This is a genomic window from Bacillus sp. 3255 (genome assembly GCF_031456485.1).
In the GTDB taxonomy this organism is placed as follows: Bacteria; Bacillota; Bacilli; order Paenibacillales; family NBRC-103111; genus Paenibacillus_E.
Window position 1 is genome coordinate 81,214 of record NZ_JAVDUS010000016.1, and the last position, 26,342, is coordinate 107,555.

Sequence of the window (26,342 nt, forward strand, 5' to 3'; positions counted from 1 at the left end):
GCTTATAGACACGCCGAAAAACCGTCAGGGATACTCTCCCTGACGGTTTCGTTATTTAGTCCTCCCACTGCTCCAGCATGTCAATAATTTGATGCTGCCCCGATGGAGCCCAGCTCATGCTGACCCAGTTCGGGATCAGACGAGGCTCCCGGCTTTGCGTTCCGCCGGCGGCCTGCCGCCATTGCGCCCCCTTCAGCAAGCGGCGGTCCGCCTCCGCATTGTCGCACACCAACAAGTAGTCCGTCTCGAGGGATGTCAGGCTCTCCAGCGCAACTTCCTTGATCCTTCGGTCCCGCGGCACGCAGCTGCCGGGCTGCAGCCCCAGCTCCGCGTACAGGAGATCGTTCAGCGGATGATCGACTTTCCCTTGGACGCGAACGTTCCCGTTATGCATCAGCCGGATCAGCGAAATCGTCTTAATACCGATCGTGTGAGACAGGCGTTCTCTCGCCAAGCTCACTCTGTCCGCAAGCTGAAGGCAGTTAGACCTGGCCTCCGCTTCTCTGCCGACCAATTCGGCAAGCTGCATATATCCCTTCCGCCAGTCCATGCTGAGACGCAGGACAACCGTTGGGGCAATCTGCCTCAGCCGCTCATAGAGCGACAGGTGTCTGGCATCGGCGACGATAACATCCGGTCCGAATTCCCGCATTTGCTCCAGTTGAAGCTCCACAACCCGCTCGTCCTCTCCCGTTTGGATGCTTAGATATCCGTTCAGCTCAAAGGCATCCTCTACGCCCAGAGAAAGCAAACAATCTTTGTACCGGAAACAGGAAGCGGATGCCACCTTCAATTGCCTCCTCTTGACATAGAGCGTTGGCGGCAAGCCCACCGTCTTCTTGAACATCCGGGAGAAATAGAACTCGCTGCCCATACCCACGGCGCTTGCGGCAGCTTTGACCGAGCAGCCAGGCTGTTCCAGCAGCCGCTTGGCGTAATCGATGCGGATCCGGTTGAGATATTCAACCGGAGACATCTTCTTCGCTTTCTTGAAGCTCCTCGAATACGAGGTAGGCGTAAGACCTACGAGATCCGACAAGGTCTCGAGCTTGATCTTTTCTCTATAATGCTTATGCATGTAGCTCAGAGTCCTGTCAATGCCGACGGCTTCTCCGCTTTCATGCTGTGCACCTAGCTGCTCCTTCAGCTCGTAGAGCAGCCCCTGCAAGCGCATCTGCAGCCCGGCACCGGCCGCCCGGCCGTCTCTGCTTTCCTCGTACAGACGCTTAATGCCCTCTAACATCGGCTTCATCATGACAGCATTCAGTCTGCCCGGCGGTTTGGCCGTCTGCGGCGAGCAGCTCCAGCCCCCTTGGCGTCTGGCCACGGCTAACTCACGGACGGCTAGGAGATATACTTCCAACGTGTCAGACTCCTGCAGCACGTCGAATGTCTGACCCGGCATCAGCCATATGCACATCCCCGGCTTGACGGGAGCCGTTAGCTGTCCGGCATAGAGATGCCCTGCGCCCTGCGCCACCACGACAAGCAGCTCACCGGGACTTGTCCTGGTGAGCATAATATTCCGCTTATCATACCGACGCTTATGAATGGAAGAGAAATACACGAAATCAAATTCGGATCCAGAAGCCGGAAGCATGCACAACTTCCCCCTTTTCAAGTCGGAGAGTGAGAATCATTATCATATAAATTAACTATATATGTTCGCTCTCGACTTGAAAAGGTGTTTGGGTAATTATTTATCAATAATCGTCAGCAGCTCCTCTGCAGGCGTGCGCTTCTGTACGGGAGGAATGATGGCAGGATAGCCGATATGCAGCACACCGACGATTTTCTCATCGGATTGAATGCCGATCGCTTCGCGGAAGCTCGCCACATAATTGTAATGATTCGTTTTCCATACGACGCCGAGGCCTTGTTCCCAAGCTGCAAGCTGGAAGTTCTGAATGAGCGCGGATGCAGCTGCATAGTCTTCATCCCACTGCTTTTGGCGGGTATCCTCCTTCAGAACCACAACCAGATGAACGGGTACCTCCAGGAAATATTCGCGCTTGCGCTTCCCATACTTCTCGCGCTCCTCGCCCGAGTAGGTCTCGAGCATCGCATCGGCCAGCGCTGCCCGCCCCTCTCCTTTGTACAACACAAAGCGCCAAGGCTGTCTGTTCTCATGATTCGGTGCCCAGATCGCTACATTCAGCAGCTCCAGCAGCAATTCGTCGGATACCGCATCTTCTTTGAACGTTCGGATCGTTCTTCTTTCTTGGATGATCTTAGCGATTGAACCCGCTTGGATCGTTTTTGATTCAGATATACTCATTTGGATTGCTCCTCTCATGAATTCCTTCTGGCATACAACAAATAAATAAAGAAAGGCGCACCGATGGCAGAAGTGAATACCCCGACCGGAATATCAAGCGGAAGGAACAGCGTGCGCCCTACAAGATCCGCCAGCATGACAAGCGTGCCGCCGAGTAAGGCAGCGACAGGCAGCACATTCTCGAAGCTGGAGCCAACCAGCTTCCGGGCCATATGCGGCGCAATCAGACCGACGAATCCGACGCCGCCCGCTACGGATACGGCCGAGCCGGCCAGCGCCACGCTGATCAGCAGCAGGATCAGGCGGTTTCGTTCCACCGCACTGCCGGCACTTGCCGCAAGATCATCCCCCAGCTGCCCGATATTCACATGCCGGGCCATGAGGAAGGTAAGCGGAAGCAGCACCATCGTCCAGGGCAGTACCGTGAGGACATTCTCCCAGTTCGAGGCATAGACTGAGCCCGTCAGCCACAGATACACTTGAGCCGGGTCATTCGTCGGACTGAACACGATCATCATCGTTGTCGCAGCCGACATCAAGGCGGCCATGCCGACGCCGACCAGCACGAGCCGGACCGGCGTGATTCCTTTCTTCCAGGCGAGCGTATAGAGAACGATGGATACAACCGCCGCCCCCAGCATCGCCGCAACCGGCAGCCAGCGGATGCTGAGGGTGCCGAGGAAATACGTCAGAAATGTCACCGCACCGACGGAAGCTCCGCCTGTGACGCCCATAATATCCGGCGAAGACAGCGGGTTGCGAATAATACCTTGCAGAATCGCCCCGGCCGCCGCCAAGGACGCCCCGACCAACAGAGCTACGATAATGCGGGGAAGGCGGATTTTCTGAATCACCATGGCGTGATCGTCCGCTCCCACACCGAAGATGCTGCGAATGACATCGAGCGGAGAAATAACGATTTCCCCGAGCCCTGTGCTGATAATCGCGACGATCAGGCATGCTGCGAGCAGGATGAACGTCATGCGGAACGATTTCCGGTGCACCAGGAAAGAGAACGCTCCGCTTTTGGAACGAACCGTATGATAAAGCTTCATACTTTGGACAGCCCCTTCCGCGCGATGTAGATGAAGAAAGGGACGCCGATGATTGCGGTCATAACCCCCACCGGCATTTCCTCCGGGATTGCAATGAACCGTGCGCCCAAGTCCGCCAGCATCAGCAGAATCGCGCCGAGCACCGCACAATACGGAATGACCCACCGGTGATCCGTACCGCCGAAGAACCGCGATATATGAGGGATTACAATGCCGATGAAACCGATCGGACCTGCTACCGAGACCGAACATCCGGCCAGTATAACAATGAAAATACCGGCTAGCGATTTGATAAGAACCGTCTTTTGCCCTAAGCCTTTGGCCGCTTCCTCCCCCATCTGCAGCAAATTCATGTCCTTGGACAGCAGCCAGGCGGCGGCCCCCGCGACGGCCATATACGGCAGAACCGTCATGAGGAATTCGGGAGAGCGGCCGGCGACCGTGCCCGTCAGCCAGAAGAGTACGGTGCCGATCCCCTGCTGATTCAATACGAGGACGGCCTGGGTGAAGGAGGCGAACAGCGCACTCATCGCAGAGCCGGCCAGCACGATCTTAAGCGGTGTCAGACCGTCCCTCCCGATCGAGCCCAGCATATAGACCGTGACGGCCCCCAGCGCCGCTCCGATAAACGCGATCCACATCAGCACCTGCAGCGATGAAACGGAGAACGTAACCGCCGCCAGCACGACCAGGAAGGACGCGCCCGCATTTACCCCCAATACGCTTGGCGATGCCAGCGGATTGCGGGTGAGCGTCTGCATTAGAGCACCGGCGATCGCCAAGCTGGCTCCGACGGCGGATGCTATGCAAGCCCTCGGCAGTCTTGTCGTGCGCAAAATAATTTGCTCATTCACATTCTCGTCATAGTGAACAATCGACGACCACGCCGTCGCCCACTCGTACCGGGTAGCGCCATACAGAATGCTCGCCACGAAGCAGCCGAGCATAATAAGAACGAAAACCAGCAGCCAGCCGGCTCTCCATAAGCTCGTTTTAGTAAGGTTCATCTTGAGAGTCTCCCCATGCTCATAAAGGAATGAACGATCTCGTATCGTTCATTCCTTTATGCATTTCATTATTTAATCTCGAAGTATTTGTAGAGGTCGGCCAACATGGATTGAGCCGCCATCGAGCCTCCCGCCAAGTTCCACGTAATGGAGTCGACTTTGAAGTACTTGCCGTTCTTAACACCCTTCAGATTTTTCCAAAGCGGGTGCGAGGTCCAATCGTTTTGGGATTTCTCGACGGACGGCTCTCCCGCATTCAGTCTCGTAATGTCGAAAATGTAATCCCCGTCCAGCTGCGGCATTTGCTCCTTGGTCGTCAAATTCAGAACCGCCTTGCCCGGCTCCAGAATTTGCGCTTTCGGACGCGCCAGCCCTAATTCTTTGAAAATGGTGCCGGCAAAGCCCGTTGCGTAGAAGCGCGCGCTGCCGTCTCTCTCAAAGCGGACGATCGAGACTTCCGTCTTCCCTATCTTGTCGCCTGCCTTTTGCTTGAACTCAGCAACCTTCTTATCCCAATCGGCGAGGATTTTGTCGCCTTCTTCCTTCTTGTACAGCGCGTCGGCGGCATACTTCAAATTCGCTTTCCAGTCGAAAATTTCTTCCGTCATAATGGTTGGCGCGATGCTGCTGAGCTGCGGGTAAATTTTCTCATGACGGGGTTTCGTCCCGATAATCAGATCCGGCTTGAGCGCGATGATCGCCTCGACGTTCGGCTGCGTCTCTTCTCCAAGATCCTTTACCCCTTCCATTTTGGCGCGGAGATAGTTGTACCATGGCTTCTCTTCCCAGGACTGCACGGAGCCTACCGGCTTCACGCCCAGGTGGACGGTAATGTCCGTCATACCGTTGAAAAGAACGACGACGCGCTCAGGCTTCTTCTTCAGTGTGACGGTGCCCATCGCATGCTTGATCGTTTTCTCTCCCGCGTCCGTCTGTGGTGCGGCGCTTGCTGCCGGGGCGGCAGGGCTGCTGCTTGCGCTTCCGGTCGTTGTCGTTGACGATGTGCCGCAGGCCGATAGTGCAAGCGTCAACACCATGGCAAGCATCAATTGTAAAACTCTCATTTGTTTCTTCCTCCTTATGCAGCATGCAAACACAGGTGATGAGCGAGTCATCTCTATTTGAATGCGAATGCTGGACCCTTTTTAATTGATAATAATTATCAGTCTCATTATAAGGGTCGGATTTTGGATTTGTACATATCCGATCTTATCCGTTTTAATGACTGATTTTATCCTCTGGCTGGCAGGGGGAGGCAGGGCACTGAGTGATCATCGCCAAGAGCGGGGGATTGGGGCGGGATCGGGATGGAATCCGGCTGCAATGAGCAAATAACGGCGATGGTGTCCGTTATCGAGGAATAAGGGCTCCTGTGTCCGTTGGCACGGCGGGGAGCCCGCTAATCTTCGTGACGTCTGCTCGGGGAGCCAACTTATCATTCTAACGGACTCAGCAGCCGTTATTCGCGTGAAAAGCATCCCGTGCCCTTTCTAACGGACACAGCAGACCCTATTTGCCGAATTCGGGGTCGAAATCCGGCAAAATCGGGCAAATAACGGCGCTGGTGTCCGTTACATCGCCAAAAAGGCCCTTATTCATCGAATAAGGGCTTCTGTGTCCGTTAGCGCGGTGGGGAATCGCCGACGCTAGTCTGCTCGCTTCCACTCTTTGTCTCGTTACCCGCCTCCCGTCTGTTGTTCCACACTTCATCACGTTACTATTCTCTCTTTGCACCGCTCTCCCTCATCCTCATCCTCATCCTCCTCCACTCTCCTCGTCCTCCTCCGTTCTCCCTCACTCTCTTCCACTCTCCTCGTCTTCCTCCGTTTTCCCTCACTCTCCTCCACTCTCCTCGTCCTTCTCCGTTTTCCTTCACTCTCCTCCACTCTCCTCGTCCTCCTCCGTTCTCCCTCACTCTCCTCCATCCTCCGCTCCCCGCCTAACAGGCTGCCTTCCAAGCGCGGCGCTCAGGGGGAGCCCCCTTTCACCTCCGGTTAATTTCATGTAAATAATGTGGCAGCTATTCATTTCGGATTCGCAGAAACCGATATATTATCAGTTCCATAATTTTCATGTCAACTTAAGAGGACGGTATCGGAGGGATATTAACGTGAAGTTTAGGCACAGCAAGTGGTTTTCCTTGGTATTCATTTTTATTTTAGCCGCACAAACCTTAGCCGCAGGAAGCGCCCTCGCCGCTGAGGAAATTTCCAAACTCGTCCTGAACAAGAATGAGCTTGCACTGCAAGTTGGCGATACGGCGAATCTGACAGCTACCGCTATATTCGTCAGCGGCGCTACCGAGAACGCAACGGTCAAGACAGACTGGAATTCGGGAACGCCTGACGTGGCCTCCGTCTACGCCGGCGTAGTAACGGCCAAGAAAGAAGGCAAAGCCGTTATTACAGCCACCTACATGGGCAAAACGGAAATCGTCAACGTAACCGTCAGCAAGAAGGTCAAATCGTTAACAACGGACAAACGTTCGCTCGATCTGCGCCTGAATGCATCCGAACAGCTTCAAATCAACGCTTACTACGATGACGGCACATCCGAGGATGTGACGAGCAAAGCGGATTACACGGTAGATACAAGCTCCATCGTGACAGTGACCAACGGTCTGGTGAAGGGGCAAAATCCTGGAAGCGCTAAGATCACAGTGAAATATATGAATCAATCTCTGACAATTGAGGTTGATGTCGAGGTTGTGAGAAGGATTGACGCTGAGAAGTCCAGCCTGTCCTTGCTGCTGAACGGCACCGAGGATATCAAAATTATGGCCACTTACCCGAACGGCGACATTGCCGACGTGTCGGATAAGGTCGTATGGACAACGGACAAAGCCAATGTGGCTGACGCCATCAAAGGGAAAGTCACGGGCTACAGCGTCGGAACGGCTAACCTGACGGCAACGTACGGCACCAAGTCTACGACGGTGACCGTTGATGTCGACAGCACCTTGAAGCTGGAGTTAAGCAAGCAAAGCATTCTTTTGAAGAGAAATGCCACAGGCGAATTGAAGCTGACCGCTACTTACGCCGACGGCAAGACGGAAGACATCACGGACCGCGCCGAATGGGCATCCAGCGATGAAGACGTCGTCCAAGTCACGAAGGGCAAGCTCTCCGCCATCGCCATGGGCGAAGCGAAGGTTTACGCCAAGTATGGGGAGAAAGAGGTTGCCGCGAATGTAGACGTTGAAGTTCCACGCCGTCTCGTTGTCGATACGGATCTGGTTGCTATGCAAGCCGGACAGGAGCAGCAGCTTACTCTGCACGCCACTTATGCCGATGGTACGAGCGCCGACGTTACGGATAGCGCCGAGTGGAGCGTAGACGAAGAGAACGTGGCATTCGTCACCAAAGGGAAGATCACCTCCTACAAAGCCGGCATCGCGACGGTTACGGCAGCATACGGCGGCAAAAAGACGACGACCAAAGTCGAGGTCGATGTGCCGACGATCATCAAAGCAAGCAAGAAAATCGTCAACCTGCAAATCGGCGGCACGGATAAAGTGACATTGACAGCGTCCTTCAAAGATGGAAGAGAAGTCGATGTCACGAGCAAAGCCGAATGGACAACCAGCTCCAAAGATATTGCCGAATCCCGCAGCGGAGATATCACCGGCCTTGCGACCGGCGCGGCAACCATCACCGCGAAGTACGGCACGCGCACGGCGGTCATTCAAGTTTCCGTAGGGGTATTGAAAAGCTTGAACGTCAGCGAAGAGAAGCTCGTGATGAAGAAGGGCGATACCGTTACATTGACTGCGGAAGCTCTCTACACCGACGATACGAAGAAAGACGTTTCCTCGGACGTCATCTGGACGAGCAGCAACGTCAAAGCCGTCACTGTGGACGGCGGGAAAGTGAAAGCTGTGGCTTCAGGTGAATCCACACTGACAGCTCAGCTGGACAGCAAAACGGTCACCATTCCGGTTCAAGTGGATATGGCCAGCGATCTTTCCGCGAGTGTTGTGAATCTCGTTTTCGACCTGAATGAGACGCGTTCCGTCGTGCTGACGGCTACGGATTCCTCCGGCGCTTCGCGTAATGTCACCAATGAGGCCGAATGGAAGACGAGCAACGGCGCTATTGCCGCCGTGTCCAAAGGGGTCGTAACCCCGGTATCCCGCGGGAAAGCGACCATCACAGCTACCTATGGCGGCAAGAGCGTATCGATTCCGGTGGAAATCGGCGTCGTTGCCGGGCTGGTTGCAGACAAGACCTACATCGTCACCAAAAGAGGCGAGCAAGTTCAAGTGAAATTGACGGCGACGTTATCCGACGGGACAACCAAGGATGTAACCGAAGCAGCGACATGGAAAGTGAACGCCTATAAATTGGGGACGGTTACGAACGGACTTTTCACCCCGACAGCTTCGGGCAAAACCACGATCACCGGTTCCTTCGGCGGCAAAATGGTCGCGATCCCGGTGGACATCGATTCCTTGAAATATTTGAAAACGGATGTCGTTAAAGTCGAGCTGAAAGAAGGCAGTACAGCCAAGGTCGAGGCTCTGGCCACTTACACGGACGGATCGGAAGAGGATGTAACCAAGCCTGCCTTGTGGACATCGTCCAATATCATGATCGCTGACGTGAAGGACGGCATCATTAAAGCGACAGGCAAAGGAACCGCCAGAATTACAGTGACGTATTCCAACATGAGAACGACCGTTCAAGTGACGGTTACCAAATAAGCAGTCTATTATAGGGCATGATGCTTCCGTTTTTCAGAAGCGTTATGCTCTTTTTTTAATCGGGCATAGGACTCGCATGGTTTCCATATTTTGTACTATACCTAATTACTGTTGAGGAGTGGATGGATCGAATGTTCGGTAGAGTAGCGGCAGATATTCTGGGATTAAGCGATGTAGGATCCGTTATCAAGCCTGAGAATTACGACAAGGTGGATGCCGACGATTACGTGCTGCATGAGGATAGTGAGAAGATTTTCTTCCTGATTAAGTCCAAATCAGATGAGTACTGCTTTACGAACCAGGCGCTTATTCATCTCGACGGCACAAGCGCAGTCAGCAAGAAGCGCGTGCTGCACCGCTACCCTTATAGCAAATATGCCGTGTCCCAGGTCGCTCTGGAGACGGCCGGTACCGTGGATCTGGATGTGGAAATCAAATTCGCGCTGGGCTCCGTTCCCTTCACGATCGATGTGCATAAGAAGCATGTTGAGGAACTCAAGGATCTATACAAAGCTCTGATCAAAATCGCCGATATTACGCAGGAAAATGAACATTTCCTCGACTATGCGAAGCAAAGCATCGAAATCGCCTCTTCCACCCTGAACCGGACGAATAAGACCGAAGGGCAGAAGGTTTCCGAAGAGTTCAAAGCTGTCAGCCAAGGCGCATTCGAGTGGCTCGTAAGCACGCACAAACAGTACAAAGTGAAAGATTTCGGTTTTGTTTTCGAGAAGTTCATTAATCAATAATAAAAATAGCCGGCTCTCATACATAAGTTTCCGCGCATAGGGGAATATATCCATACCTGCATTTTACAGACTACTATTCAACAAGATCTTGGAGGTATGGATCATGTTTCCGCGATTTATGAAGCTTGCTTTGATTTCTTTCCTTTGCATAACCGCCTTGCTCGGGGCTCATCATTACCGTACGCATCCGCACGACCGACAGATGGCCGCGACGCCCGAAAGTTGGGAGGCTGCGAAGCAGGGATCGCCTACTTTTTTCCAAACGAATCCGTTCGGCATGCCGGGGGCAGACGCCGGGTTGAAAAAGCTGGACAACATGAATCAGCACGCCGCTTCCTACGGACTTACACCGCCGACATCCATGAAAGCTCTCATGGTTCATACGCAGGAGACGAAAGACAAACACTGGTCCGGATGGCATTATATCGGGCTGCTCGGCCTGTTGGGTTTGCTTGGGCTCAGCTCCCGGAGGGAAACGTCTTATTCGGAATAATGCATACAAGGAGCATTGTCCCCTTCCGGGCAGGCTCCTTTTCATTTGGTCAATTTGGACAAAAGTTTGTTATATGGACATTTGTTTGTATTTGTCCTAAACTAGAGATAGTCAACGATCGAAAGGAGCCATTGCATGGATCGTGAACAGCAAATTTTAGCGCTTATCCGTCAAAATCCATTCATATCCCAACATGAAATGGCTGCTAGCATCGGCATCTCGCGCTCGGCTGTAGCCGGGTATATCGCCGCCTTAACCAAGAAAGGGACGATCCGCGGACGCGCTTATGTGACTGCCGACGACAAGACGATCACGTGCATCGGCGGCGCGAATCTGGACAGCAAAGCGGCCAGCAAACAGCCTATCCGGCTGGCGTCTTCCAACCCCGTCACCGTGTCGGAATCGTGCGGAGGCGTTGCGCGGAATATCGCCGAAACGTTGGCAGGGCTTGCTTGCCAGACCGCGCTGCTGACGGTAACAGGCGATGACAAAGCGGGCGGATGGGTATTGGAAGAAACGAGGAAGCGCGGCGTCGACGTCAGTCAGGCGATTGTGCTCCAAGGCGAGAACACCGGAACGTACACCGCGCTGCTGGATGCTTCCGGCGAAATGTTCCTGGCTTTTGCCAATATGGACATCTACGATAAATTTACGCCCGCCCTGCTGCGGGATAAGTGGCCGCATGTCGCCTCATCCCGGTTGGTGATCGCAGATACCAACTTACCTGCCGAGACGCTCAGTGACTTGATGGAACGATGCAAGACGGACAACCTGCCCTTGTTCATCGATCCGGTGTCCTCGGAGAAGGCCAAGAAACTACCGCCCGATCTGCATGGCGTTACGGCGATCTTCCCCAATCTGGAGGAAGCCTGCCAGTTGGCGGGCATGACGCCGGGAGGCAGCCGCGATTACAGCCGGATCACCGGCGCAATTCGCGGCCGTGGTGTCCGCCATGTCTTCCTTACGCTTGGCAGTGAAGGTGTCCTATATGCCGGTGAGGAAGGCGAGAAGATGTTCGCGCCAATTCCGACCAAGGTCGTGGAGGTTACAGGCGCAGGGGACGCCTTCGTCGCCGGTCTCGCTTACGGCGTGATGCGCGGGCTCAGCTACATGGACTCCTGCGCATACGGTCTTGCCGCAGCGCATATCACGCTTCAAACCGATCAATCCGTCGCCCGCGAGCTGACGGAAGAGCGGCTTCAGCACACGATTATGAACTTATCTGAAGGAGACGAGAACTGATTATGAATACATCGTACTTAACGTTTACAGATGAAGTGAAAGAAGCTTTGGCGAATAATAAACCGGTCGTCGCTCTGGAGACGACTATCATCTCGCATGGGATGCCTTACCCGCAAAACATCGAAATGGCCAAAATGGTCGAGCAAATCATCCGCGATAACGGCGCTGTTCCGGCTACCATCGGTATCATGGACGGCAAGATCAAGATCGGCTTGAACGAGCAGGAGCTCGAAGCTTTCGCGACGAATCCGAACGTGGAGAAAGTCAGCCGCCGCGACTTCCCGTATATCCTCTCATCCGGCCAAATCGGCGCAACGACGGTCGCCGCAACGATGATCGGCGCTGCACTGGCGGGCATCGAAGTGTTCGCTACCGGCGGCATCGGGGGCGTGCACCGCGAAGGCGAGGTGTCGATGGACGTCTCGGCCGATTTGACGGAGCTGGCGCAAACGAATGTCGCCGTCGTCTGCGCAGGCGTGAAATCGATCCTCGACATCGGCCGCACGCTCGAGTACCTGGAGACTCACGGCGTACCCGTGGTCGGCTACAAGACGAGCGAGTTCCCGTCCTTCTATGCCCGCGAGAGCGGCTACGGCGTAGACTTCCGCCTCGATGAAGCTGCGGACGTTGCGGCCATGCTCCGCACGAAGTGGGAGCTCGGCCTGGCCGGCGGCGCCGTCATCGCCAACCCGGTTCCGGCGGAATCCGCCATGAACCATACCGAGATCGAAGGCTTCATCCAGCAGGCGCTCTCGGAAGCCAAAGAGCAGAACGTGACCGGCAAGAAAGTCACGCCTTTCCTGCTCGCGCGTATTAAGCAGCTAACGGAGGGCCGCAGCCTGGAGACGAACATCGCGCTCGTGTACCATAACGCCCAAACCGCCGCTAGAATCGCGGTTGCGCTCAAGCAGTAATGCCAGAGGCACATCCCCGCTTGGCACGGAACGTCAAACAAGCCTCCCAACAATTCACCGTTGGGAGGCTTATTTATGATGTGAATCACTCGCTAACCCAAAGCGTTGACTCCGCGAACGGCTTCCGGGATGCCTTCGGCGGCGCCATGTCCGGGTAGCCGATATAAACGAAGCCGACCAGTTCCTCCTTCGCTTCGAGGGAGAACGCTTCGCGCATCTTCGGATGGTAGGTCGGCGCGCCCGTCCGCCAGATCGTGCCCAAACCGAGTGCGTGCGCGGTCAGCATCATATTCTGTACCGCGGCATGCACCGCCGCGTATTCTTCCACCTCCGGCACAACAGCCGTTGCCGACGGGGTGACGGCTACCGCGATGACGACCGGCGCGCGGAACGCTTTCTTCTCCTGAGCGCTCTTCAGCTTGGCCAGCTCCTCCGCCGGCAGGGCAGGATCCGCCTCTGCCGCCGCTACGTCGGCATACCCTCTGCCCAGCAGCCCCCGGCCTTCGCCGGTCATCACCCAGAACCGCCACGGTTCGGTATGCGCGTGGTTCGGCGCCCACGTACCCGCTTCCAAAATTTCTTCAATCAGCGCCTTGTCAACGGGATCCTGCTTAACCTTCCCGATGCTGCGGCGATGACGAATCGCTTCTTTGACGTCCATCTTCTCCCACTCCAGTCTTTGGACGCTGCTCTATTCGTTGTTCCGACGATAAGCGCACGTTAGGTCCATGCGCGTACCCGCAGCTCCATCATGATGTTCCTACTCTAAGTCTATTGTGACATGGGAGATGCTGCAACAGCAAACGTATCGGCTTGCCGCCCAATCCTTGCCATTAGATCGCCCATTCTCACACCGACTCATACCTTAGTTCGTGATAATCTCATTAATCTTCTTCTCCAGCGCGGCCAAACCTTGTTCAGGATCCAGCCCGCCTAGTACGATGCTCTGCAGGTCCTCCGACAGCGCCGTGAAAATCGCCCTGTACTTATCGGTTCGCGGCGCAAACTTCACATCCTGTTTGGCTTCTATAAACATGCTGCGGTAGGGGAGCTGCCGGTATGCGGCGCTTTGCAAGACCGCCTTGTTGGCGGGAACGTGTCCGGCCTGTCCCCAGAGCATGCTGCCCGTTTCCGAGAAATAAGACATGAAGGCCATCGCTGCCTTCTGTTTTTCTTTGGTTACATAACTGGGGACGACAAGTGTATGCGAGCTGCCCCAGTGCGCCGAGCTTCCGAAAATCGGCGGAAGCGGCATCAGCCCGACCGGCAGCGATTTTTCGCTGAGATGATGCCCGGCTTCCCAGACACCGCCGAACCAGAGGGCGGCCTTCCCGCTATGGAAAGAGTCCCACGGGGTCCGGTCACTCAAATCGGCCAAGCGTTTGGCATACAGCTCTTGATAAAAGGTTAGCACCCGCAGCGCTTTCTCATTATGGATAGCCGCTCGGGACATATCCGGCGTGAGCAGGTCGCCGCCCGCTTCATAATATAAATTCAGGAACGGCTCTTGGAAGTACGGCGTATTCACGGCAATCGGCTGAACCCCGGGCACACGGGCCGCGATCTGCTCCAGCATCCGAACGAAGCCTTCCGGCGTAGCCTCGCCAAGCATGGGGGTGCCGTCCGTCTGCAGCAGACCCGCTTTACCCAAAATATCCTTATTGTAATAAAGCACATGAAAATGAGTATCCAAAGGAACCGCATAAGGCTTGCCGTTATAACTTACGCTTTGGACATTGGAGCTTTCAATCTCATCGAACCGGAACCCGGTCTCTGCAGCCAATCCATCCAACGGCATAATCTGCTTCGCTTTGATGTACGGCGATATACGGTCAACATGCGCAACGGCGACATCCGGACCTTTGCCTGAAGACAGCGCCGTACTCAGCTTCACATAGTATTCATTGGACTCCAATCGCAGCTGCTTGACATAAACCGACGTTTGGGAAGCGTTAAAATCTCGGATCAGCTGCTCCACAAACTCCCCTTCTCCGCCCCCAAAGGGATTCCAGAAGGAGATTTCCTCCGGCTGGACCACTTCCTGCGAGATCGGAGGCTTGGCATTCGGCGCAGCTGAGCATCCCGCAACCAAGAGACTCAGTCCTCCTACGCACAACACACCCCTAATCCAGCCTTCGCTCCGCTTAAACAGCACAAGGCATACACCCCCGTCACTATCCGTCCATCTCAGCCCTTCGCGCGTATTCTGTATTCTGATGGCGAGACCCCGGTTATTTTTTTGAACACCTTGGAGAAATATTTCGGGTCCGCAATGCCCACCATATGGCCGATGTCCGCCGTCTTCAGCTCCCCCGCAAGCAGCGACTTCGCCTTCTCAATGCGGATGCGCGTCAAGTGCTCAAGGAAGCTTTCCCCCATCTCTTTCTTGAACAGATTAGCGAAATAATTTTTGCTTAAATGCACGAGAGAAGCGATGGACTGCAAGGAGATTTCCTGTTGGTAATTCATCTGAATGTATTGCGCGGCCTTGATAATACTGTTGCGGTCACTGTTATAGATGTGAATCATATGCTGCAGCAGCTCGTCGAAAGCGCCCAGGAACCAAGTTTTGCTCTGGTTCAGTGTTTCTAATTTGGATAGCTCGTCAAAATATTGCTTCTTCAGCAGCAAAATGCTTTGCTGATCGCTGGCGACGTCTGACCATAATGTCGTCAGCATAATTAAAAGCTCTAGAGAAATAATTTGCACGATATCATAATCTTTGCGGTCGGCTAATTGCCCGAACAACCCCTCCAAGTAACTTTGCAGTTCCTTCGCCTGAAACGCATACACCATGGAATGTATACGGTGCATGCTGATTTTGATCGGCTCCCCAGCCTCGCCCCGCCCAGGCATATCGTCCGTGCCATAGCATATGGCTCTGCCGGTTCCGACGAACATTTTGTACTTCACTGCGGCCCTTGCTTGTTCGTAGGCAGCATGCAGATCCGCCCATGCCCGGAAAGGCTCGCTGATCCCGACCGTGCAGCCCGGACCGACTGACGCAAGGAAAGTCTCGGCGAGCTCGCGTACTGCCTGCTGGCTCCGCCTTGACGGCGCTGCTGTCGATAAGACGACATTCATCTCCCCTTGACGGTCGGTAAACATCTCATAGACGAGCCGTTCCGCCGTCAACAAGCCATCCAGCGCTAGGCGCAGGCGGGCCTGCTCGTCTGCCGTTCCCTGCGCTTGCGCGTCCTTGCCAATATGGAGCAAGGACAGCCAGCCGCCTTCCTCCCCCTTCCAAACACTTTGCAGAAGGTCCGTCTCCCGCTGCGCACCTTCGGCCAGCTCCTGCAGCAGCTTCTCCTTCCACACCGGCCCCTTCCGGAACTCCTGAAGCACCGCCCCGTCAGGTGCAGCGATCTCGATGGCTTCCTTCACCTTCAACAGGGTCATCTCGAAGTCCCGCGGCATCATGTCGGATTTGATCAAATATTCCGAGACCCCATAGCGGATTGCTTCCTTCGCATAACCGAAATCCTCAACATTGCTGAGGATGAGGATTTTCATCTGCGGATTCCGCTTGCGAACCTCCGTAATGAGCGCGATTCCGTCCATAAGCGGCATTTTGATATCCGTAATCAGAATATCCGGCATCTCCTTGCTCATAAGCTCCAAAGCTTCTTGACCGTTGGAGGCCTCCCCGATGACAGTCAAGCCCAGCTTCTCCCAATCGATCATCGACCGGATCCCGAACCTGACGATATATTCATCTTCCACGATGACAACTCGAAACATGATGTCCCTCCTACTCTATCGCAGGAAGCCGGATCCCGATGCTCGTTCCCGCTCCGATAGCGCTCTCGATGTCTAGGCCGTATGGCTTCCCGCAGATCAGCTTAATCCGCTCATCGACATTGGCCAAGCCGATTCCGCCCATTTTATCCGCCGTCGCCCCCTTAGGCGGCGCTTGCAAGCTCTTCACGAGGACGGCATCCATCCCCCGACCGTTATCCGCTACGACGAACCGTAGGCAGCCCTCCGGTTCAAGCGAGCACCGGATATGAATGTCTCCCCCGGATTCACGGTCGGTGAACGCATGCAGAATGGCATTCTCTACAATCGGCTGCAAAATAAGCTTCGGCGTTTTATATCTGCGGACACGATCGTCGATGTCAAAATAGGTTTGGATATCGAAATTAAACCTGAATTTCTGAATACCGAGATAGCACTGGACGTGTTCTATCTCTTCTTCGACGGTGACGGTCTCTTCTCCCTTGCCCAGAGAGATCCGCAGGAGCCGGGACAGCAAGCTGACCATCTCGGCTGCATTGTTCGCCTTCTGCAGCAAAGCGGTCCATTTGATAATATCCAGCGTATTGTACAGAAAGTGCGGATTGATCTGTGCCTGCAGCGCTTTCAGCTCAGCCACGCGCTTCTCGTTCTGCTCTTCATAGACTGCTTTCAGAAGCTCATCCAGCCGGGATACCATGTAATTGAAATTTTCACCCAATATATCAAACTCGTCGTTTCGCCTCTTCGCTTGAAACCGTACGCTGAGATCGCCTGACATGACCTGCCGCATCAACCGAATCATTCGCAGAATCGGCTTCGAGATGGAATTGGTCAAGAACAGCGCCGTTACAATGGAGAATCCAATGCAAATCAGCGCAATCACTATAATAATTTGCAGCATGCGATTGGAATCCTTGTACAGCATGGATTCCGAGATCACATTCACGACGGTCCAGCCGTTCGTATGCAGCTTCTTCGCGCCCACAATCCAATGCTGGCCTGCATGCGTTAGCGGGAACCCGTACGTTTCGCCGGTGGCTTGCAGCAATTGAGCGGAGCCCTGCTCACCCAACACGTCCCGCACGTTCTTGCCCAGGAACCCATTGTCCGGATAAGAAACGATTCGCCCTTGCTCGTCGATGATGAAGCTTTGGAGATCGGAGGATCTCTTCGTCACCTTGCTGACGATCTCTTTCAACACGTCCTCGCGAATATCCAGCACGGCGATGATGCCGACAGGGCTGTCGTCGGACATCTTATAAATTTGCTTGGCCAACGAAAATACATGCACGTTCTGCGTATTCAGGCTATCGACATAGGCACCCAGCCGCGTTGGGAACCAGCGGAAATGGCTGCCGTCCTCCAGTGTCTGGAGAAACGGGGATACGATGCCCGCAGAACGGTCGCTCCAGCGATAGATGCCTTTGATGTAATGCGTCTCCGACAGAAACGAGATCGATTGGAAATCTTGATTGATGGCGATAATCGTCGACAGCTTCGTCGTCAACGACAAGCTGTCCAGATCGTACTGCGTACTGTCCGCCCGATCTAACGTCCGCAGCATGGAAACGATTTCATTATTATTCACGACTTGCATCATCATATCTTTGTATATACCCAGCCGGGTATCAATATTATCGGCAGTTTGCTTCAACAACTGCTCGGAGTACTCCGTCGCCTTCTGATTGATCGTCGATTTGGAAATGGAAAAGGAAATAAACCCCATCGCTAACAGAGGCGTAAGGGAGAATAGAAACAACAGCAGCATCCATTTGTAACGTATGCTGCTGGGCCATATCGCTAATCTTCTGCTTGTTTTCCCCGGTAAAAGCTTCATGCTGACAATCCTTTCTGTCTTGGCAAAAGAGGGGGAAGAAGACTCCTTCTTACCCTTTAATCCCCGACATCGCCACCCCTTGCACGATGTGGCGCTGCAGCAGAATGAATACCGCGATGGTTGGAACGGCCGCTATTGAGCTTGCTGCCATAATCATGTTCAAGGACATTATATTATTCGACAAAAAGGTCGGCAGTCCTGCCGATAGAATCATGTTCTCCTGCGAGGTAATCGATAAGTACGGCCACAAGAAATTGTTCCATGACAGGATGAAGTAGAAAATGCCGACCGATACCATCGCCGACTTCGTCAGCGGCAAGCAGATACGCAGCCATAAGGAGGTGCTGCGACATCCGTCGATTTGCGCGGCCTCTATATATTCTTTGGGCACCCCGTCCATAAACTGCTTGAGCAGCAGGATGCCGATCGGATTCGTCAAGCCCGGCAAAATAATCGCCCAAATGTTATCGATCAGACGCAGATGCAGCACAGTTTCGTAGAGCGGGATCAGGATCGCCTCCGTAGGGATTAGCAAACCCGATACGATGACGAGATAAAATATGCCTTTGGTTTTAAACGGCATTTTGGAGAAAGCGAACGCCGCCAGCGAGCTGAAAACAAGCGAGATGACGGTCGTCAGCACACCGATGATCGCGGAGTTCCACGTCCATCTCACGATCTGCGAATCCTTCATCACTTTGGCATAGTTGGCTAAGGTCAAATCGGACCATTTCAACCAGTCCGCTAGCGTGAATACATTGACGCCATTCGGCTTCAAGGACACCAAGAGCATCCAGATGAGCGGGAAAATAAACAGCAGCGCGAGAACGATGGCGCACGCGTTCAGCATGAATCGTTTCATCAATAGCCTCCGTTAATCTTGACGGTTCGTCAGTTTGAATTGGATCAGGGCAATCAGCAGCATGATGAGACAGAACACGATGGACTGTGCGGATGCCAAGCCGAACATATCCTTCTTGAACCCCGTCACATATATATAACGGATCATCGTGTTGGTCGAATCGCCCGGACCTCCTCCGGTCATGATCTGCACCTGGCCGAACAATTTTAAACAAGCAATGACCTGATAAAACACCTGTATTTTCATGACTCTGGACAAGCCTGGCAGCGTAATGTGCCAAAATTGCTTCCAAGCGCCAGCGCCATCCATTTTCGCAGCTTCATAATGATCGGCCGGAATTTCTTGCAAGCCCGCGAGAAACAGCACCATCACGAACCCCACCGTCCACCAGTCAGTCGTTATGGTAATGGCCCACCAAGCAAAATGTTTGTCGGTCAGCCAGTGAATTTCCCCAGGGATGCCGATCAGCTTCAGGAAAGCCTGCACCGGACCGTATTTGGAATCGAACATACGCAGCCAGATAAAGCTGATGACCGATACGGACAATACATAAGGCAAGAAAAAAATCGAGCGTATCGTCGTGCGGAATACAATATTTTGATTGATCAGCAGCGCCAGTATCAAGCCCAGTACGATGACGGTCGGCGCACACAGCAGAACAAAATAAAACGAATGCCACATATACAAATAAAAGTCGGAGTCCGTAAAAATCTTCTTATAATTGACCAATCCGGCATATTTCTGCATGCCTTGAATGTTCCATACGTGCAGGCTCATCCAAGCTCCTCTCCATACCGGCCAGAGATAGAATACGCCGAATGGGATAAGGAACGGCAGCAGGTACACGATTGCTTTCAAATCCGTGATGAATGATAAGGCGTATGGTTTACGAAGGACTCCCGTCCTTTCTTGGCTTCTCACTTTAGTCTCCATAAGGTAATCTCCTTCGAATTGCGCTCCGATCCAACTGGCCGGGACCGCCCTCTCTCTTTCTTAAGCAGTCCCGCCCGCTTCATGGTTAGCTAGTTGGACAAAATGTCGTTCATCTGTTTCTCCATCGTTTTCAGCCCGTCTTCCGGGGATTGCTTACCGAAAATAATGTTTTGCAGCGACTCCGAAACCGTCGTGATGAGGGTGGTGTACTTATCGGTTTTCGGTGCGAATTTCACCGTTTTCTGTGCATCGACGAAGAAATTGCGGTATGGCAGCTTCTTATAGTCATCGCTTGCCGTTACAGCGCTGTTCGCCGGAACGTGACCGGCTTGGCCCCAGGTCTTACCGCCGACCTCGGAGAAATACTTCATGAATTTCGCCGCAGCCTCTTGCTTCTCAGCCGCTACATAAGAAGGAACAACAAGCAAGTGCGAGCTTCCCCAATGTGCCGGTGATCCGAAAATGGCCGGGAGCGGCATAGCGCCGATATTCGGTGACTTCTCGCCGAGCAGCAGGCCGGCTTCCCATACGCCGCCGAACCACAGCGCCGCTTTACCGTTATGGAACGAATCCCACGGCGTTTTGTCATTAAGATCGGTATATTTGTTGTTATACAGATCCATATAGAATTTCAGGACGCTTAAAGCTTTGTCATTGTTAATGGCCGCTTTATTACCTTCCGCATTCAGCAGGTCTCCGCCGGCTTCGTAGTAGAGATTCAAGAACGGTTCCTGGAAATACGGCGTATTGACGGCAAGCGCCTGCACATCCGGTACTTTGGCTTTGATCTGGGCGAGCGTTTTCTTAAAGCCCTCCGGCGTCAGTTCGCCAAGCTTCGGCGTCCCGTCATCATTCAGCAGCTCCGCCTTTTTCAGTAAGTCTTTGTTGTAATAGAACATGTGGAAATGCGTGTCTAACGGAACTGCGTACGGTTTACCATCGTAAGAGACGCTCTGCATATTCGCATCGGAAATTTGCTTGAGATTGAAGCCGACTTTATTCGCCAGTTGGTCGATCGGTACGATTTGTTTCGCTTTCACGAACGGCGAAATGCGGTCGACATGCGCTACCGCAACATCAGGTCCTTTGGCGGAAGATAGCGCTGTGCTGAGCTTCGCGTAGTACTCGTTGGATTCCAAACGCAGCTGCTTCACCGTAACTTCCTTCTGGGATTCGTTGTAGCCTTTGATGATTTGGTCGACGAAATCGCCTTCGCCCCCGCCGAACATATTCCAGAATGTGATTTCAACCGGACTAGCGGCTTTATCCGCTGCCGTGGTCTTCGGGGCTTCCGTTGCCGAGGCCGCGCCTGTCGTGGGAGCGCTTTCTTTTGTGCTCGAGCAACCGGCAACGACTAGGGCAAGCGCCACACTGGCCGTTAACAGGCTTGTTAACTTCTTTTGCATAGTAAGTACAACCCTCTCTCTGACGATGAATGTGATTCGGTAAGCCGTAATGCTTGATGACTGACTCGGCTCCCTGTCTACAACTTTACAGCTTCCGAGCACTGCCCTGAACCGATAAACCGCACATCTTAGGGGAACAAATTTACGATATGTAAGCGCGTTCAGCATAACGCGGGGGAAAATGTTACGGCAGGTGTTCAAATGTACGGTTTTCGAAAACCCCACGCCTGATCTAATGGACACAGGAAACCTTATTTTGCCGATATCAGGCTAGATCCCGCACAAGACGAGCAAATAACGGCGGCGGTGTCCGTTACATATTCGCCGAGGACCTTTTCCTTCGAAATAAGGGCTTCTCTGTCCGTCAGAAAAGCTCGTCATAATGAGCGCAACATTTCCGAGAGTATCAGCGTCTAATTGAAAGGAACGAGGCTAACCGGCAAGCTATCTAGCATCACTTTGCAAATAACAGCATTCAACTAGCACTCTCATTCCTTGAGTGCCAAGAATTTGACAATGACACACTCTTTATTGCAAGGTATAGTTATAGCAACAGCACAATGCACGATAGTTTGGTAGCTTAATAGAATCGCATTGATAAATTTCATTACCTTAGGAGGTACCCATGAAAAAACTTACTATGATCGCAACAGCCGCTATGGCGTTCTCTTTGTTCGCATCAACAGCATTAACGAACCCTGCTTCCGCAGCAGGCAAAACAAGCGCTGACTTCACGGATCTCGCGAACATCGACGCCGCGCTGAAAACGAAAATCGATGCCATGCTGGCATCCGACATTTTCGAAGGGGTGTCCGACACCACTTTCGGGATTACGCAAAATATGACGCGCGCACAATTCGCCAAAGTAGCGACACTCATCTATGACGTTCCTGTTGACCTTACGGTTAAGGTGTCCAGCTTCTCCGACGTTCATGCGGACGATGCCGCTAACGGCTGGGCTGTTCCTTACATCGAAGCTGCGAAGAAAGCCGGCCTGATCGACGGCGTGACGGATACAACCTTCGTTCCGGGAGATTCTGTTACTGCAGGTCAGTTGGATACACTGCTTCTCAAAGGCCTCGGCAAGAAAGTGAACGTAAGCGGTTCGCCTTGGTACGCGGATGCCGTCAAACAAGCGACGGAGCTAGGCATTCACCCAGCCGGTAAATCGGGCGACCAGCCTGCCAACCGTGCGGATCTGGTATCCAGCTCCTACACGGCACAGCAAGCTCATGACAACCAAACGTTGATTTCGATCACGAAGGCTCAAGCTTCAACAGATAAGAAACAAGTAACGGTTTCCCTTAACAAAGCTGTCGATACAGCTAAAGCCACATTGACATTGAAGAACGGCACAACGGCCGTTTCCGCCAAAACGACATGGTCGACAGACGGCCTGACGGCAACGCTTGCCGTTGACACTGCACTGGCAGCCGGAGATTACACGGTAACGCTTGGCGGTCTGGATGCTTCTACGATCCGCACGGCAACGGGAAGCTTCACGATTGCTTCAGATAACACAGGCAATGTTACGGTACCCGATCCTTACACGCTAGCTGCTGTCATTGACAGCGGTTTGACAGGCAGTGCAACAGGTACAATTACGAAAGCCATCGCCGAAGATCCTACGCAAAGTAAATTTGCCAAGGAAATTAAAGTGAAAGTAACCGCGGCTAACGGGGACGTTGTTGCAACTCCTGGTATCGTGCAGTCCGTATTCTCGTCGAATTCTGCAGTGGCCAAAGTCGGCTTGTCCGCAGACCACCACGCTTACGTGATCGGTAATAAAGCTGGAACAGCGGATATTACGCTAATGGTCAAAGTCGGCAGCGGCGACGCGAAGCAATTGCATGTCACAGTGACTGTAACAAATGATGCCATTTCAGTGAAAGAATTCAAAGCCGGTGAAACATCGATTAAGAAAGCGATGACCGTATCAGGCAGCACCTACACGGCAGATTTCGATGCCTATACAGCCATGGATTTGACTTTGACTGACAGCTTCGGTATCGAGTATGAGAACACCGAAATCCGTGATTATAACTTCGCATTAGGCACTCTGTTCACCATCAGTCATATCAATGGTAACGATGCTCTGGGTGCGGTAGGTACGGCAACTGTCGACTCCAATGGCCTCGTGCATGTTGAAGGCAACGTAACTTCCTTCGAACTGACGGCCGTAGCGCCATCCGGTCAAAAAGCAGTCAGCTACGTCACGTTAACCCGCTAATTGCAAACTTCAAGAGGCTATCCCGAAGCAGTTTGCTGCTTCTGGGATAGCCTTTTTTTGCACCTTCGCGCCTATTCTACATATATTGCTAATGCAGCTTCGATGATTAACTTCCCAGGAAAAGGGGTTCCACGATGTTCAGCTACCCTGCTTACTACGGTTATTCCCAGCCCATCCGCCTGCATGATCCCGCTTATTCCCCTTATTATCAACCGTATTATTCCACACATAGATTAGGAGACAACTTCCATTTCACTAATGACTGCCATCTATGGGAGCAGTACGATTCCATAGGGGCGGGATACAAGGTCTGGGAGCCGCGCGACTATCCGAAAGTCGATACCAAGATGCTCTCCCACTCCCTTGCAGCCTCGCAAAGTCTGCTCAAGGATGCTTCGCTTGTCACCCATAAGCTGCAGGATCCCGAAATAGCCCGTAGTCTGATGGCGAACGCCCAACAAGGCAATCAAAAAGAAGTGGACCGCATCGTCCAATCCTTCGGATGCTCAGCTGCGGTTGTCACTACGTACTCCCCAAGCTCGGTGAAGTTCACAATGGATTCTAGGTCGTTAAACACTCCTTACTGCGAAATCACGCTAATGCTCAAATGGGGTGAATAACGACCGGTGCCCGGTTAGCGAACATCCACAGCATCCCAAATCGGCCACGCCGTCCCGCTCCACACGGTCAAAGCGACAAGCAGCCCCCAATAAGCCATATAATAAACATCCAATCTGGAATAGGAAGAAAAGTAATAGTAGGTTCGTTTCCTCTGAGCGGAGAAACGCTTCGCTTCCATCGCGACCGCCGTGCGGTGGGCGCGGCGAATGCTTTGCGCCAGCAGCGGGATGGCATACATCCGCAGCGTCGTGTACCAGCCGCTAAACCATTTGCGCTTCTTGCGGCCGCGCACCTTGAGCGCATAGCGCAGCGTCTGGAGCTCCTCCAGTATCACCGGCAGCATGCGCAGAGCGGCAAGGAAGCTGTACGCATATTTCGGCGCCACTTTCCATTGCTGCATCAAAGCGTAGAACAAGGATACGGGCCTTGTCGTCAAGCTGAACAGCAAACCTACCGCTGCCACCTGCAAGCCCCGGAAGCCGAGATGCAAGCCGCGGTAGAAGCTTTCTTCCGTGATTCGGATGATACCCGCCCGAAACCACAGCGTCTCCCCGCTTCCGAACATCATCATCCCCGCCGCCGACGAGAGGAAGATGAGAAGGAACGGGGAAGCGTATAACAGCAGCCGGCGCAGCGGCTGCCCCGAGAACAGCAGCAGCGGCAGCAGCGTCCCCGCTGTCAAATACACCATCGTATTCAGATTATGCGTGAAGACGACCAGGATGAAGAGAAGCAAGGAAAGGACAAGCTTCACCCCGGGGTTAACCCGATGCAGCCAAGTTTCACGGAACGTGAACGTTATATGCATACGATCGCCTCGCTTTCCCGGCCTGTGCGACCGGAGGCGCCATAATAGGCGTCTCCGTGACCCGGCCGGCTTCCACCTGCCAGACGCGCGTCGCACAGCGCTGCACGATCTCGTCATCGTGCGTCACCATCACGATGGCCGTCCCGGCTGCGCGCAGCCGTTCCAGCTGCTCCAGCATGCGCATCGTGCCGTGTGCGTCGAGCCCGAAGGTGGGCTCATCCAGCAGCAGGATGCGGGGGCCGCGCACCATCGCGGTCGCTACGCTCAAGCGCCGCTTCTGGCCCATCGAGAGCTGGAACGGATGCCGCTTGCGCAGCCCGAGCAGGTCGTATTGCCGCAACAGCTCATGCATATGAGCCTGCTGCGCAGCGCTTCCGCCTCCCTCCGGCAAGGAGTAGGCCAGCTCCTCCTCCACCGAATTCGTTACGAATTGGAATTCGGGATTTTGAAACACGAAGCCGACGTGCTCGGCGAGCTGCTCGATCTTGCCGCCCTTCGCGCCTTCGACGCGGCAGCTGCCGCGTGTCGGAATGAGGCGCATCATGGCCAGCAGGAGCGAGCTTTTGCCGGCACCGTTGCCGCCGGTTACGGCAATCCAATCGCCGGGATACACGTTCAAGTTATCCACAGAGGTCCTGATGGTCCCGCCGCGAAGCCCAATGAAGCCGTCCAATCGCATGATCGGCTGATGGTCAGCCCTTGCGGCCGATCTGGCCGACGCCGCAGGGTACCCCATATCGTCCCATACCCCGGGATACCAGATGCCGTAATCGGCAAGCTGCTGCCGGTACGTGGAGAACACCGCGCTGGGCGAACCGTCCGCCATCAGCTCCCCTTCCGGCGAGAGGACGATCAGCCGATCGACCAGATCGAGAATACCGTCAATTTTGTGCTCCACGATGACCAGCGTTTTGTCGGCGCTGACGGACCGGATCGTTTCCCATACCAGCTGCGTGCCCTCTTCATCCAACAAGGCGGTTGGTTCATCGAGGAACAGCACCTCCGGCTCCAACGCCAGCACGCTGGCAATGGCGAGCCGCTGCTTCATCCCTTGGGATAGCTGGCTGATCAAGGTATGCGAATCCTCCAGCCGCAATCCTACCAGCTGCAAATAGTGTTCGATTTGCGCCGGCATTTCCTCTCTCGGCACCTGCATATTTTCCAGTACGAACGCAATCTCTTCATCGACATAAGGCATGCAGAACTGAGCATCCGGGTCTTGAAACACATAGCCCCACCGGCTGGGCACCGCAACATGATCCGCCTTGAGCGGGAGTTCGATAATGTCGGGGACGATCCCGCTCAGTACCTGGAGCAGCGTAGATTTGCCGCAGCCGCTCGGACCGAGCAGCAGCACCTTCTCTCCCGGTCTCACCGACAAGGAAACCCCCTGAAACAACAGGGGGACCTCCTCTCCGGGATATTTCAACTTCAGGTTCGTAACGCCGAATTTTCCGCTCATGCCCA

At 53.9% G+C, this 26,342-nt stretch carries 23 protein-coding genes; 7 read left to right on the forward strand and 16 right to left on the reverse strand.

The window, feature by feature from the left end; all coding sequences use genetic code 11:
• Window positions 1-55: 55 nt before the first annotated feature.
• The 7 genes from J2X61_RS23000 to J2X61_RS23030 form a co-directional block, all read right to left on the reverse strand.
• A complete protein-coding gene (locus tag J2X61_RS23000; RefSeq protein ID WP_310190860.1) occupies window positions 56-1,600 on the reverse strand; it encodes a helix-turn-helix domain-containing protein in 1,545 nt (514 codons plus the stop codon).
• Between the two features lie 96 nt (window positions 1,601-1,696).
• Window positions 1,697-2,278 (reverse strand): nitroreductase family protein, encoded by a 582-nt coding sequence (locus J2X61_RS23005; protein ID WP_310190863.1) that lies wholly within the window; start codon window positions 2,276-2,278, stop codon window positions 1,697-1,699.
• A 14-nt stretch (window positions 2,279-2,292) separates the two neighbouring features.
• Window positions 2,293-3,333, reverse strand: coding sequence for a FecCD family ABC transporter permease (locus J2X61_RS23010; protein WP_274472113.1), 1,041 nt, complete (start codon window positions 3,331-3,333; stop codon window positions 2,293-2,295).
• Window positions 3,330-4,340 carry a FecCD family ABC transporter permease gene (locus J2X61_RS23015; RefSeq protein WP_310190865.1) on the reverse strand — a complete coding sequence of 337 codons (1,011 nt, stop codon included), beginning with the start codon at window positions 4,338-4,340 and terminating at the stop codon, window positions 3,330-3,332. The genes J2X61_RS23010 and J2X61_RS23015 overlap by 4 nt, the downstream gene beginning before the upstream one ends.
• Before the next feature lie 68 nt (window positions 4,341-4,408).
• Window positions 4,409-5,404, reverse strand: coding sequence for an ABC transporter substrate-binding protein (locus J2X61_RS23020; protein ID WP_310190866.1), 996 nt, complete (start codon window positions 5,402-5,404; stop codon window positions 4,409-4,411).
• 445 nt (window positions 5,405-5,849) lie between these two features.
• Window positions 5,850-6,050 carry a hypothetical protein gene (locus tag J2X61_RS23025; RefSeq protein WP_310190868.1) on the reverse strand — a complete coding sequence of 67 codons (201 nt, stop codon included), beginning with the start codon at window positions 6,048-6,050 and terminating at the stop codon, window positions 5,850-5,852.
• Complete coding sequence (locus J2X61_RS23030) at window positions 6,050-6,265, reverse strand: hypothetical protein (protein WP_310190870.1); 216 nt, start codon at window positions 6,263-6,265, stop codon at window positions 6,050-6,052. The genes J2X61_RS23025 and J2X61_RS23030 overlap by 1 nt, the downstream gene beginning before the upstream one ends.
• Window positions 6,266-6,450: 185 nt before the next feature.
• Here J2X61_RS23030 and J2X61_RS23035 point away from each other — a divergent pair, with 185 nt between their 5' ends.
• The 5 genes from J2X61_RS23035 to J2X61_RS23055 all read left to right on the forward strand — a co-directional run bounded on the left by J2X61_RS23035 (window position 6,451) and on the right by J2X61_RS23055 (window position 12,440).
• Window positions 6,451-9,042 carry an Ig-like domain-containing protein gene (locus J2X61_RS23035; RefSeq protein ID WP_310190873.1) on the forward strand — a complete coding sequence of 864 codons (2,592 nt, stop codon included), beginning with the start codon at window positions 6,451-6,453 and terminating at the stop codon, window positions 9,040-9,042.
• Window positions 9,043-9,173: 131 nt separating this feature from the next.
• Entirely contained in the window at window positions 9,174-9,791 is a 618-nt protein-coding gene (locus tag J2X61_RS23040) for a PH domain-containing protein (protein WP_274472108.1), read from the forward strand.
• 103 nt (window positions 9,792-9,894) lie between these two features.
• Window positions 9,895-10,284: a hypothetical protein gene (locus J2X61_RS23045; RefSeq protein WP_274472107.1), complete on the forward strand. Its 390-nt coding sequence runs from the start codon at window positions 9,895-9,897 to the stop codon at window positions 10,282-10,284.
• 135 nt (window positions 10,285-10,419) lie between these two features.
• On the forward strand, window positions 10,420-11,526 hold the full coding sequence (locus J2X61_RS23050; protein WP_274472106.1) for a carbohydrate kinase: 1,107 nt from the start codon (window positions 10,420-10,422) through the stop codon (window positions 11,524-11,526).
• Between the two features lie 2 nt (window positions 11,527-11,528).
• Window positions 11,529-12,440 carry a pseudouridine-5'-phosphate glycosidase gene (locus tag J2X61_RS23055; RefSeq protein WP_274472105.1) on the forward strand — a complete coding sequence of 304 codons (912 nt, stop codon included), beginning with the start codon at window positions 11,529-11,531 and terminating at the stop codon, window positions 12,438-12,440.
• Window positions 12,441-12,525: 85 nt separating this feature from the next.
• Here the strand turns inward: J2X61_RS23055 and J2X61_RS23060 are convergent, their stop codons facing one another.
• The 7 genes from J2X61_RS23060 to J2X61_RS23090 all read right to left on the reverse strand — a co-directional run bounded on the left by J2X61_RS23060 (window position 12,526) and on the right by J2X61_RS23090 (window position 21,216).
• Window positions 12,526-13,101 (reverse strand): nitroreductase family protein, encoded by a 576-nt coding sequence (locus J2X61_RS23060; RefSeq protein ID WP_274472104.1) that lies wholly within the window; start codon window positions 13,099-13,101, stop codon window positions 12,526-12,528.
• A 204-nt stretch (window positions 13,102-13,305) separates the two neighbouring features.
• Window positions 13,306-14,532, reverse strand: coding sequence for an ABC transporter substrate-binding protein (locus J2X61_RS23065; protein ID WP_274472103.1), 1,227 nt, complete (start codon window positions 14,530-14,532; stop codon window positions 13,306-13,308).
• A gap of 95 nt (window positions 14,533-14,627) precedes the next feature.
• Window positions 14,628-16,181 (reverse strand): response regulator transcription factor, encoded by a 1,554-nt coding sequence (locus J2X61_RS23070; protein WP_310190883.1) that lies wholly within the window; start codon window positions 16,179-16,181, stop codon window positions 14,628-14,630.
• Window positions 16,182-16,191: 10 nt separating this feature from the next.
• The gene (locus J2X61_RS23075) at window positions 16,192-18,015 is read right to left on the reverse strand and encodes a sensor histidine kinase (protein WP_310190885.1); all 1,824 of its coding nucleotides are present in this window, start codon (window positions 18,013-18,015) and stop codon (window positions 16,192-16,194) included.
• Window positions 18,016-18,064: 49 nt separating this feature from the next.
• A complete protein-coding gene (locus J2X61_RS23080) occupies window positions 18,065-18,877 on the reverse strand; it encodes a carbohydrate ABC transporter permease (protein WP_310190887.1) in 813 nt (270 codons plus the stop codon).
• A gap of 12 nt (window positions 18,878-18,889) precedes the next feature.
• Window positions 18,890-19,810, reverse strand: a complete 921-nt coding sequence (locus J2X61_RS23085) for a carbohydrate ABC transporter permease (RefSeq protein ID WP_310190889.1) — start codon at window positions 19,808-19,810, stop codon at window positions 18,890-18,892.
• A gap of 89 nt (window positions 19,811-19,899) precedes the next feature.
• Window positions 19,900-21,216: an ABC transporter substrate-binding protein gene (locus J2X61_RS23090; protein WP_310190892.1), complete on the reverse strand. Its 1,317-nt coding sequence runs from the start codon at window positions 21,214-21,216 to the stop codon at window positions 19,900-19,902.
• 625 nt (window positions 21,217-21,841) lie between these two features.
• Between J2X61_RS23090 and J2X61_RS23095 the strand changes: the two genes are divergently transcribed.
• Together J2X61_RS23095 and J2X61_RS23100 are read left to right on the forward strand one after the other, a co-directional pair.
• Window positions 21,842-23,446: an S-layer homology domain-containing protein gene (locus J2X61_RS23095; RefSeq protein ID WP_310190894.1), complete on the forward strand. Its 1,605-nt coding sequence runs from the start codon at window positions 21,842-21,844 to the stop codon at window positions 23,444-23,446.
• A gap of 134 nt (window positions 23,447-23,580) precedes the next feature.
• Entirely contained in the window at window positions 23,581-24,066 is a 486-nt protein-coding gene (locus tag J2X61_RS23100; protein WP_274472096.1) for a YuzC family spore coat inner layer protein, read from the forward strand.
• Window positions 24,067-24,080: 14 nt separating this feature from the next.
• On the opposite strand, the gene J2X61_RS23105 is transcribed toward J2X61_RS23100, so the two are convergent.
• Together J2X61_RS23105 and J2X61_RS23110 are read right to left on the reverse strand one after the other, a co-directional pair.
• Window positions 24,081-24,875 carry an energy-coupling factor transporter transmembrane component T family protein gene (locus J2X61_RS23105; RefSeq protein ID WP_310190899.1) on the reverse strand — a complete coding sequence of 265 codons (795 nt, stop codon included), beginning with the start codon at window positions 24,873-24,875 and terminating at the stop codon, window positions 24,081-24,083.
• Complete coding sequence (locus J2X61_RS23110) at window positions 24,850-26,337, reverse strand: ABC transporter ATP-binding protein (protein ID WP_310190901.1); 1,488 nt, start codon at window positions 26,335-26,337, stop codon at window positions 24,850-24,852. The genes J2X61_RS23105 and J2X61_RS23110 overlap by 26 nt, the downstream gene beginning before the upstream one ends.
• Between the last annotated feature and the right edge of the window lie 5 nt (window positions 26,338-26,342).